This is a genomic window from Streptacidiphilus neutrinimicus (genome assembly GCF_000787815.1).
GTDB lineage: Bacteria > Actinomycetota > Actinomycetes > Streptomycetales > Streptomycetaceae > Streptacidiphilus > Streptacidiphilus neutrinimicus.
The window spans coordinates 33,339-43,419 of sequence record NZ_BBPO01000045.1 but is presented as its reverse complement, the minus strand read 5'-3'; the positions used below and the strand labels follow the sequence as shown (position 1 = coordinate 43,419).

Below are 10,081 nucleotides of genomic sequence, written 5' to 3'. Positions count from 1 at the left end.
GCTCCAGCGTCCGCGCCGTCGGGCAGGCGATCCGGCGTCCCGCCCGCCACAGCCCGACGCAGCGCCGGTCCGCCCCGACCGCGAACGCAGGCTCGGCGCCGAGCGGGAGCGCGCCGGCCCGCCGGGTGTCCGCGCCGGGCGTCCACCATTCCAGCTCCGGCTCGCCGCCGCGCCACACCAGCCCGGCCGCCCGCCACCCGGCCCCAGCCGCGCCGTTCATCCACCCGCTCCCGTCACTGGTCCGTCCACGTCCAGCCTGCCAGGAGAGTGTGACAACCCCGTGCGCCGGACCGACACGCACGTCCCGTGGGAGGAACGGAACCCCTCCGTCCGCGGGAAAGGGAGGAGCATGGGGCGAGGTGTGCTCCGTGAGCGGGAGGTCGTTGCATGGCCAGGCTGATCTACTCGGCGATCGCATCGCTGGACGGCTACGTCGAGGACGAGAAGGGCGAGTTCGGCTGGGCCGCGCCCGACGAGGAGGTGCACGCGGTCGTCAACGAGCTCGAACGCCCGATCGGCACCTACCTGTACGGGCGTCGCATGTACGAGACGATGGCCTACTGGGAGACGGCGGGTCTCGGCCCCGGCGAGCGCACGGTGACACGGGACTACGCGGAGCTGTGGCGGGCGACCGAGAAGATCGTCTTCTCGCGGACGCTGGAGTCGGTGACCACCGCACGGACCCGCTTGGAGCGGGACTTCGACCCTGCCGCGATCCGTCGGCTCAAGGCGGAGTCCACCCGCGACCTCACCGTCGGCGGAGCCGAACTCGCGGGCCGCGCGCTGGCCGCGGGGCTGGTCGACGAGGTGCACCTCTTCCTGCACCCGATCTCTGTCGGCGGCGGCAAGCCCGCTCTGCCGAGGGGCGTCCGCGTGCATCTGGAGCTCCTGGCCGAGCGTCCCTTCCGCAGCGGCGTGTTCCACCTCCGCTATGCGGTGCGCCCGTAGGCCCCGGCGCTGACGTGCCGGGATATGACCACACGTGGTGCGGAAGCCGAGCCGTCGTCCGCGCGTCGGCCCACCTCGGACGGGTACGGTGCGGGAATGGAGATCAACCACGGGGGCGGGGCGGCGCGCGGCATGGTGCTGCTGATCGGAGGCGCGCCCGGCGGCAAGCGCCGCCAGCCCGTCCGTCCTGAAGCCGCGCTCGGGCTGCTGGCGACGGTGCCGCCGGAGGCGCTGCTCGGCAGTCCGATACCCGCCAGCGTGCTGCAGTTGGCCGATCCGGCCGACCCGCAGCTGCTGCTGGCGCATCTGCAGACGGCGGCCCGCACCCCCGGCCCCGTCCTGGTCGCGCTCGTCGGCCAGCTGACGGCGGACCGTCGCCGCAAGCAGCTGCACCTCGCTCTCGCGCACACGGCTCGCGACAACACCCGCTACACCGCGCTCCCGTGGGCCTGGCTCGCCGAGCAGCTGCGGCAGCGGCCCGCGGGCACGACGACGGTCCTCGCCGACCTGGTCGCCGATCCGGACGCCTGGGGTGTCCTCCAGCAGCACGGGCCCGAGGCCCTGACGGCGGGTCTGCCGCTGTTCGGTCAGGTCAGCCCACCCGGAACGGTAGGCGACGGCTACGCCCCGCCCTACACCCGCGCCCTGGTGGACCACCTCCGCCGCGCGGCACCGGGCGTCCGCCCCGCAGACCTCCACCACCTCTCCGGCCACTCCGGCCTCCCCGCGGGCGCGCTTCTCCTCACCAGCGAGATCCCACCGCCGCCGACGTCCGCCCCGGCGGACGCGACGGGGGGCCTCGCACCCATGGGATCCGCCTCGGCAGGGCCGGTGACGACGGGTCAGGGACGGGGAGACACGGCGACCCCGCCGGCGGTGACGGGGCCGGTCTCGGCGGAGCCTGTGGCGGCCGGTCGGGGGCTGGCCATGGCGCAGACGCCGGTAGCCCCGGCTGCGGCTGTGGCGGGGGTTCCGGCGGGGCCGATGATGGCCGGTCAGGGGCTGGCTGACGCGCAGACACCGGTGATGACCTCGGCCGCGGCCCCGGCGGCCCCGGTGGCGGGCGGTCAGGGGGCGACACCCCCGGCTGTGGCCGTGACCCCGGCGGCGCCGGTAGCGGGGCCGGTCTCGGCGGCGCCGGTGGTCCCGGCGGGGCCGGACTCGGCCGCGACCTGGGCCGTGTCGGCGGTCCCCGCTCAGGCCTCGCCGGCCGTCGGCGACAGCAGGGCGGTGCCCACCCTGGCCGCGACACCCGTGGTGGGCGTTCCCGCGGGCACGACGCCCCCACTGGGCGTCCCCGTGCACACGGTGCCCGCGCTGCCCGTGCCTCGCTCGCTCGTGGGAGGGCTGGACGCCCCGGCGCACGCGGGCGGTGAACAGCGTGGTGCGGTCGCCGCCCCCGTGGCCCCCGGCGGGGCCGCGCAGGGTGGGGTGGATCCGCGGCCTGGGATCGCGGGGGCGCTGCATGGTGGGGATCTGGCGCGGGCCGCGTACCTGATTGCGGACTGGGAGCGGCTGCTGCTGCGTCATCAGGGGCCGCGGGCGCCGCAGCTGGCGGATGTCGCGGAGGCGCAGGCCCAGCTCGCGCTCGCCGGTGCGGACCCGGACCGGGCGACGGAGCGGCTGATGGAGGCGGCGCGGCTGTGGATGCAGCACATGCCGCCGCAGGCGCCGGAGGTGGTGAGGGCCGTGGACAACGCCGTGGCGATCTGGGGCCGTCTGCCGCGCGAAGCCGCGCTGCGGCACAGCGCCGCGCTGCTGACGCTGTGCCGCGCGCTGCCAGGAGAAGCCGGTGGGCGGCTGGGCGACGTGGAGGCCCGCCTTGCCCGGCTGAGCCGGGCCACCGAGCGTGGCGGCCTGCTCCGACGCGCCCGCTGAGCGGAGCGGCCGAGCAGACGTGCCGGCCGCCGCCCGTCAGGTCTGACGAGCGGCGGTCACGGGCGGGGCGGCTACGGCCGGGACGCGGCCGAGTCGCCCTGGTCCGCCGGGGCGGGGACCGTGGCGGACCCTGCGGCGCTGCCGCCCGCCGCCGCGGCGGACTTGCCGCGCAGCAGCGAGGCGACCGCCGCCACGAGCGCCATCACCGCCGCCGCGCCGAAGACGGTGACCAGGCCGTGGTGGAACGGGGCGGAGACCAGCTCGGGGAAGAACCGGTTGCCGGTCAGGGTGTCCACGGCGTGCGCGGGCAGCGTGTGCAGCACGCCGCTCGGCGCCAGCAGGTGGCCGATCGGGTTGTTGCCGAGGAAGGTGGCGAACAGCGTGCTGACCGGCGGCAGCCCGGCCACCTGCTCGGCCGTTCCGGCCGGGACGCCCTGCGCCTGGAGGCCGCTGCTGAGCGTGTGCGGGAGGGTGCCGGACAGGCCGACGACCATCAGCGAGAAGAAGAGGCCGATGGAGAGCGCCGTGCCGGAGTTCTGGAAGGTCGACCGCATCCCGGAGGCGACCCCGCGCTGGCCGGGCGGCACGCTGCCCATGATGGACGAGGTGTTGGGCGCGGAGAACATCCCCTGACCGAGGCCGCTGACGAAGAGCAGCGCCGCGAAGGACCCGTAGGAGAAGTCGACCGGGAGTGCCACCAGGCCGAGGAAGGACCCGGCCACCAGCAGCAGGCCCGTGGTCGCGAAGAAGCGGGGGCCGTAGCGGTCGGAGAGCCAGCCGGAGGCGGGTCCGCCGATCAGGAAGCCGACGGTGAGCGGCAGCATGAAGATGCCCGCCCACAGTGGGGTGCGCTCGAAGCTGTAGCCGTGCAGCGGCAGCCAGATGCCCTGGAGCCACACGATCAGCATGAACTGCATGCCGCCGCGTGCGATGGCGATCAGCAGCGCGGCGATGTTCCCGGCCGCGAACGCGCGGATGCGGAACAGGCTCAGCTGGAACATCGGATCGGCGACGCGGGTCTCCGCGAAGCAGAACCCGGCCAGCAGGGCGACGCCGCCCGCCAGGCCCGCGATCACCCAGGGGTTGGACCAGCCCGTCGAGTGGCCGCCGTAGGGCTGGATCCCGTAGGTGACGCCGGCGAGCAGGCAGGCCGCGCCCGCGGTGAAGGTGATGTTGCCGATCCAGTCGATCCGCCCCGGCTTGCGGGTGCCGACCTCGCGCAGGCTGCGGTAGGACCAGAAGGTGCCGACGACGCCGATCGGGACGCTGACCCAGAACACCGCGCGCCAGTCGATCGCCGCGAGCACGCCGCCGGCCAGCAGTCCGAGGAACATGCCCGCCAGCGCGGTGATCTGGTTGATGCCGAGCGCCATGCCGCGCTGGCGCGCGGGGAACGCGTCGGTGAGGATCGCGGCGGAGTTGGCGGTCAGCATCGAGCCGCCGACCGCCTGGACCAGACGGAACCCGATCAGCCAGAGCGCGCCGCCCGCGGCGTGCAGGGGGTCGAGCGAGAGCGCGAGGGAGGCGGCGGAGAAGACCAGGAAGCCGAGGTTGTACATCTTGACCCGGCCGAACATGTCGCCGAGCCGTCCCAGCGCGACCACCAGCACCGCGCTGACGAGGGTGTAGCCGAGGATCATCCACAGCAGGTAGCCGATGTTGCCCGGGGAGAGCGGGTCCAGGCCGATGCCGCGGAAGATGGCGGGAAGCGAGATGATCACGATGGAGGCGTCCACCGTCGCGATCAGCACGCCCAGGGTCGTGTTGGACAGCGCCACCCACTTGTAGCGCTCGCTTCTGACGGCGCTCGCGCCTGAGGCCGGGTTCCGCTCGGATATCACAGCTGCTCCGCGATTCGTTCCAGCAGGGGCATGACGTCGAGAAGTTGCTGCTGCTCGGCGGGGGAGAGCGTGGTGCCGACCGCGCCGGTCAGCCGTTGCAGGGAGGCAGAACGCCGGTCGGCCAGGAAGCGCATGCCGTCCGGGGTGAGCGAGATGACCTGCCGGCGCCCGTCCGTCGCGTCCGGGCGGCGGCTGACCAGGCCGCGGTCCTCCAGACCGCCCAGGGTCGTCGCCATCGCCTGGGGGCGGACCCGCTCGCACGCGGCCAGCGCGCTCGGCGACATCGACCCGTCCCGGTCCAGCCGGGCCAGCACCGACACCTCCGACAGCGTCTGGTCGCCGACGGCGTGCGCCTGACGCAGCGCCCGCGCAATCCGGCCCACGCTGAGGCGCAGCGCTACGGCCAGTTCCGAGGCGTGTTCGAGCGGCGCAGGGGGCGCAGGTGGTTCGGTCTGTTCGGGGGTCGGGATGGTGGTCACATACTTACACTAGATTAATCAGTCTGATGTAACTACCCCCTCCTCTCGAAGCCGCCTCGAGAGCGAGCCCGACAGCGGAGAGGCCGGACGCGCCCGTCGGGCCCGCGACCCCGCGACCGAGAGGGGCGCGCTGCTCAGCGAGGCCCATCTGGGCCGCGTCCTCGATCACGTGGGCGCGGGCGTCGACGAGGGCGCGCGGCTGCGCACCGGCGGCGGTCGCCTCGCCGACGAAGCGGGCAGCATCGTGCAGCCGACCGTCTTCGACCAGGGCGACCCCACGATGCGGCTGGCCCGCGAGCAGATTTTCGGACCCGTGCTGTCCAGGGCGACGGGGTGAACCGGGTTGCGGTGGTCGCAGCCCGGACCGCCCATGTCCTGGCGCAGCGTGCCGCCGACCGCGGGCTCGGCGGTCGCCGACGCGATGGGCGTGGAGAAGACGGACGCCTCCTGCTACCACCACCAGTGCGTGGAGCGCCTCGGGGCCGGTCTCACGGTCACCGCCCGCGCTGCGGACGGCACCGTCGAGTCGCTCGAACTGCCGGACGCGATCGGTTGGTTCCTTGCGGTGCAGTGGCACCCCGAGGACACGGCCGCCGAAGACCCGTCCCAGCAGCGGCTGTTCGACGTCCTGGTGCGCAGCGCCTGAGGTGCCGTCAGGCGCGCTTCGGGCGGCGCCCGCTGCGGCGCGGGGCGGGCGTCTGCCCGTCCAGCAGGGCCAACCGGCGCTCCTCGCCGTGCTGTTCGACCTGGAGCACGATCTCCCGCAGCCCGTCGGCGGTCCGGCGGCACTCCTCGTCGCTGAGGCGGCCGGTGACGAACGCCTCCTCCTCGTTGAACGCCGGGAAGACCCGCTCCATCAGGGCGCGAACCGGTGCGGGCCCGGCGCAAGCCGGGGCTCAGCCGAGGGTCGCGGCCGCGGACTCCAGGGCGGTGAGGACCGGGTGGATCAGCGGGTGGTGCTCGGCGCCGCCGCGGATGGCGGCGAAGACCCGGCGGGTGGCCGCGGCGCTGTCGACCGCGCGGACGGTGACCCGGGAGAGGTCGGTGCCGCGCAGCGCGGAGCGGGGGACCAGCGCCACGCCGGCGGCCGCCGAGGCGAGGGCGATCACGGCGCTGAAGTCGTCCGACGAGTGCACCAGCCGAGGCGTGAAGCCGGCCTGTTCGCAGGCCAGCAGCACGACGTCGTGGCAGGGGTTGCCCGGGTAGGGGCCGATCCAGGTCTCCGCGGCGAGATCGGCCATCGCGACCGGCCCGGGCCCGGCGGCCAGCGGGTGGTCGAGGGGGAGCACGGCCTCGAAGGGCTCGGCGTAGAGCGGGAAGCGGGCCAGTCGGCCGTCGTCGGCGCGCGGCGCGCCCCGGTACTCGACGGCCACCGCGAGATCCGCCTGCCCGTCCAGGACCATCGGCACGCTCGCGTCGCCCTCGGCGTCCAGGACCTTGAGCCGGATGCCCGGGGCGGTGGCGGCCAGCGCGCCGATCGCGGGGGCCAGCACCAGCGCGATGCCGGTGGCGAAGGACGCGACGGTGACGGTGCCGCGCGCGCCGCTCGCGTAGGCCGCGAGGTCCGCCTCGGCGCGCTCCAGCTGGGCGAGCACGGCGTCCGCGTGGCCGATCAGGATCTCGCCGGCGGCGGTCAGCCGCACCCCGCGCCCGTCGCGGGTCAGCAGCGCGTGCCCGGTCTCCTGCTCCAGCGCCGCGAGCTGCTGGGAGACGGCCGACGGGGTGAGGTAGAGCGCGGCGGCCGCGGCGGTCACCGTCCGGTGGTCCGCCACGGCGCGCAGGGTCCGCAGGCGTCTGGCGTCGATCACTCATCCATTCTGCCAGCGGCGACACGGTCGCCGACGCCGGCAGCCGGGGTGGAGGGACGCCGTCAGGCGTCCAGCTGCTCCCGGGCGGAGACGAAGGCTGCCACGACGCGCTCGACGTCGTCGGTGGAGTGCGCCGCGGACAGCTGGACGCGGATCCGGGCCTGGCCGTGCGGGACGACCGGGTAGGAGAACCCGATCACGTAGACGCCGCGCTCCAGCAGCAGCTCGGCGAGCCGGCCGGCCTTGGCCGCGTCGCCGACCATCACCGGGGCGATCGGGTGGTCGCCGGGCAGGACGTCGAAGCCGACCTCGGTCATCTTGGTGCGGAACAGCGCGGTGTTCGCGCGCAGCTGCTCGCGCAGCTCGTGCGAGGTCTCCAGCAGGTCGAGGACCTTCAGCGAGGCAGCCGCGATCACCGGGGCGAGCGAGTTGGAGAACAGGTACGGACGCGAGCGCTGGCGCAGCAGCGCCACGATCTCGGCGCGGGCCGCGACGTAGCCGCCGGAGGCGCCGCCCAGCGCCTTGCCCAGGGTGCCGGTGATGATGTCGACCCGGTCCATGACGCCGTGCAGCTCGGGGGTGCCGCGTCCGTTCGGGCCGACGAAGCCGACCGCGTGGGAGTCGTCCACCATGACCATCGCGTCGTAGCGGTCGGCCAGGTCGCAGATCTCGCGCAGCGGGGCGACGTAGCCGTCCATCGAGAAGACCCCGTCGGTGACGATCAGGCGGCGGCGGGCGTCCTGGCTCTCCTTGAGCCGCGTCTCCAGCTCGGTCAGGTCGCGGTTGGCGTAGCGCAGGCGGCGGGCCTTGCTGAGCCGGATGCCGTCGATGATGCTCGCGTGGTTGAGCGCGTCGGAGATGACCGCGTCGCGCTCGTCCAGCAGGGTCTCGAAGACGCCGCCGTTGGCGTCGAAGCAGGAGGAGTAGAGGATCGTGTCCTCCTGGCCGAGAAACGCGGACAGCCGGGCCTCGAGCTCCTTGTGCACGTCCTGGGTGCCGCAGATGAAGCGCACCGAGGCCATGCCGTAGCCCCAGCGGTCCAGCGCCTCCTTGGCGGCCGCGACCACCTCGGGGTGGTCGGCGAGGCCCAGGTAGTTGTTGGCGCAGAAGTTCAGCACCTCACCCGCCTGGCCGCCGCCGGTGACGGTGACGGCGGCGCTCTGCGGGCTGCCGATCACGCGCTCGGGCTTGAACAGCCCCGCCTCGGTGATCTCGGCAAGGGTGCTCTGGATGTCCTGGCGAACGGAGTTGAACACAGCTCTCCTCAAGCGTGTCGACGGTGGGTCGTCAGCGGGTGGACGACGGGTCTCAGACGGTGGACCAGTCGAGGATGATCTTGCCGCAGCGACCGCCGGCGGCCTCGTCGAACGCGGCGTCGAAGTCCTTCGCGGCGTACCGGCCGGTGATCACGGGGGTCAGGTCGAGCCCGCCCTCCAGCAGCACCGACATCGCGTACCAGGTCTCGAACATCTCGCGGCCGTAGATGCCCTTGATGGTGATCATCGAGGTGACCACCTTGGCCCAGTCGATCGGGAACTCCTCGGCGGGCAGGCCGAGCATCGCGATCCGGCCGCCGTGGGTCATGTTGGCGATCATGTCGCGCAGCGCCTCGGGACGCCCGGACATCTCCAGGCCGACGTCGAAGCCCTCGCGCAGGCCGAGCTTCTGCTGGCCCTCCTCGATGGTGTGCTCCGAGACGTCCAGCGCCAGCGAGGCGCCCACCTGGCGGGCCAGGTCCAGCCGGTACGGGCTGACGTCGGTGATCATCACGTTCCGCGCGCCGGCGTGCTTGGCGACCGCCGCCGCCATGATGCCGATCGGCCCGGCGCCGGTGACCAGCACGTCCTCGCCGACCAGCGGGAAGGAGAGCGCGGTGTGCACCGCGTTGCCGAACGGGTCGAAGATCGCGGCCACGTCGAGGTCGACCGGCACCCGGTGCACCCAGACGTTCGAGGCCGGCAGCGCGACGTACTCGGCGAAGGCGCCGTCCCGGTTGACACCCAGGCCGACCGTGTTGCGGCAGAGATGGCGGCGGCCGGCCAGGCAGTTGCGGCACTTGCCGCAGACCAGGTGGCCCTCGCCGCTGACCAGGTCGCCCACGGCGATGTCGGCGACCGCCGAGCCCAGCGCGGCGACCTCGCCGACGAACTCGTGGCCGATGGTCATCGGGGTGCGGATGGTCTGCTGCGCCCAGCCGTCCCACTTGCGGATGTGCAGGTCCGTGCCGCAGATGCCGGTCCGCAGCACCTTGATCAGCACGTCGCCGGGGCCGATCTCCGGCTCGGGGACGTCGGTCAGCCAAAGGCCGGGATCGGCGTGCTTCTTGACCAGTGCCTTCACAGCTGCGGCTCCTGAGGCGTAGCGGGAGACGGGGCCGCGTGGGGAGGCGCGGCACGGCCCACGACGGTGACGTTCCAGTCCGGGCAACAGAAATGTGCCTGGTGGGAGGGGGTGCGGTCCATCGAGGAATTCTTAACAGGCGTAACAGCAAGGCTTCACGATCGCATCCGACCTGCGGCCGCGCGACGCTGTTTTGACCCGCTCGGCCCAGGGCCGACGGCGGCCCGAGCCGCGCTCGGTCGCAGGCCGAGTCCCCCGGCGCGCCCTGACGGGGCGGCAGGCACGACAGGCGCGGTGTCCGGAGGTCGGGTCCCGCGGCGATCTCATCCCGTCGTACCAGGGACAATGGGGCCCGTGCGCTACCGCATCCTTGGCACCACCCAGGCATTCCGCGCCGACGGCACGGCCCTCCCGGTCGGCGGGGCGCGGCTGCGCACGCTGCTCACCGTGCTGGCGCTGCGGCCCGGCCGTGGCGTGCCCGTCTCCGTGCTCGTCGAGGAGGTGTGGGGCGCGGCGCCGCCAGCGGAGGCGCAGGGCGCGCTGCAGGCGCTGGTGACGCGCCTGCGCCGGGCCCTCGGACCGGGCGCGATCGTCTCGGTCGACGGCGGGTACCGGCTGGCGGCGGACGCCGCGGACGTCGACCTGTTCCGGTTCGACCGCCTTGCAGCGGACGGTACGCGGGCCCTCGCCGAGGGCGACCCGGCCACGGCCCTCGACCTGCTCGACGAGTCGCTCGCCCTGTGGCAGGGGCGGGCCCTCGCCGACCTCCCCGATCGCGAGACCGAGG

At 74.0% G+C, this 10,081-nt stretch carries 9 protein-coding genes and 3 pseudogenes; 5 read left to right on the top strand and 7 right to left on the bottom strand.

The features are described from left to right. Positions 1-220 (bottom strand): annotated as a pseudogene (locus TR48_RS43595) (DUF2797 domain-containing protein); the annotation flags it as partial. 167 nt (positions 221-387) lie between these two features. On the opposite strand from TR48_RS43595, the gene TR48_RS25535 reads away from it, so the two are divergent. Together TR48_RS25535 and TR48_RS39270 are read left to right on the top strand one after the other, a co-directional pair. Continuing rightward, on the top strand, positions 388-948 hold the full coding sequence (locus TR48_RS25535; RefSeq protein WP_042371399.1) for a dihydrofolate reductase family protein: 561 nt from the start codon (positions 388-390) through the stop codon (positions 946-948). A 96-nt stretch (positions 949-1,044) separates the two neighbouring features. Beyond that, on the top strand, positions 1,045-2,826 hold the full coding sequence (locus TR48_RS39270) for a hypothetical protein (protein WP_052442998.1): 1,782 nt from the start codon (positions 1,045-1,047) through the stop codon (positions 2,824-2,826). Positions 2,827-2,897: 71 nt separating this feature from the next. Here TR48_RS39270 and TR48_RS25525 read toward each other — a convergent pair whose 3' ends face one another. Together TR48_RS25525 and TR48_RS25520 are read right to left on the bottom strand one after the other, a co-directional pair. After that, on the bottom strand, positions 2,898-4,667 hold the full coding sequence (locus TR48_RS25525; RefSeq protein ID WP_236652325.1) for an MFS transporter: 1,770 nt from the start codon (positions 4,665-4,667) through the stop codon (positions 2,898-2,900). Then, positions 4,664-5,146 (bottom strand): MarR family winged helix-turn-helix transcriptional regulator, encoded by a 483-nt coding sequence (locus TR48_RS25520; protein WP_236652324.1) that lies wholly within the window; start codon positions 5,144-5,146, stop codon positions 4,664-4,666. Before TR48_RS25520 ends, TR48_RS25525 begins: the two co-directional genes overlap by 4 nt. A gap of 13 nt (positions 5,147-5,159) precedes the next feature. Here TR48_RS25520 and TR48_RS40865 point away from each other — a divergent pair, with 13 nt between their 5' ends. Both TR48_RS40865 and TR48_RS25515 read left to right on the top strand, forming a co-directional pair. After that, positions 5,160-5,483, top strand: a complete 324-nt coding sequence (locus TR48_RS40865) for an aldehyde dehydrogenase family protein (protein ID WP_084729755.1) — start codon at positions 5,160-5,162, stop codon at positions 5,481-5,483. A gap of 57 nt (positions 5,484-5,540) precedes the next feature. After that, positions 5,541-5,792, top strand: a pseudogene (locus tag TR48_RS25515) (gamma-glutamyl-gamma-aminobutyrate hydrolase family protein); the annotation flags it as partial. Positions 5,793-5,799: 7 nt separating this feature from the next. Here TR48_RS25515 and TR48_RS25510 read toward each other — a convergent pair. From TR48_RS25510 to tdh, 4 genes and pseudogenes are all read right to left on the bottom strand, one after another. Beyond that, positions 5,800-6,006: pseudogene (locus tag TR48_RS25510) on the bottom strand (MarR family winged helix-turn-helix transcriptional regulator); the annotation flags it as partial. A gap of 36 nt (positions 6,007-6,042) precedes the next feature. Next, positions 6,043-6,954 (bottom strand): LysR family transcriptional regulator, encoded by a 912-nt coding sequence (locus tag TR48_RS25505; RefSeq protein WP_042371398.1) that lies wholly within the window; start codon positions 6,952-6,954, stop codon positions 6,043-6,045. Between the two features lie 62 nt (positions 6,955-7,016). Continuing rightward, positions 7,017-8,210, bottom strand: a complete 1,194-nt coding sequence (locus TR48_RS25500) for a glycine C-acetyltransferase (RefSeq protein WP_042371396.1) — start codon at positions 8,208-8,210, stop codon at positions 7,017-7,019. Positions 8,211-8,262: 52 nt separating this feature from the next. After that, positions 8,263-9,294: an L-threonine 3-dehydrogenase gene (tdh, locus tag TR48_RS25495; protein WP_042371394.1), complete on the bottom strand. Its 1,032-nt coding sequence runs from the start codon at positions 9,292-9,294 to the stop codon at positions 8,263-8,265. A gap of 345 nt (positions 9,295-9,639) precedes the next feature. Here tdh and TR48_RS25490 point away from each other — a divergent pair. Further along, positions 9,640-10,081 (top strand): AfsR/SARP family transcriptional regulator (locus tag TR48_RS25490; protein WP_174501737.1); only part of this gene is annotated, 442 nt, incomplete at its 3' end.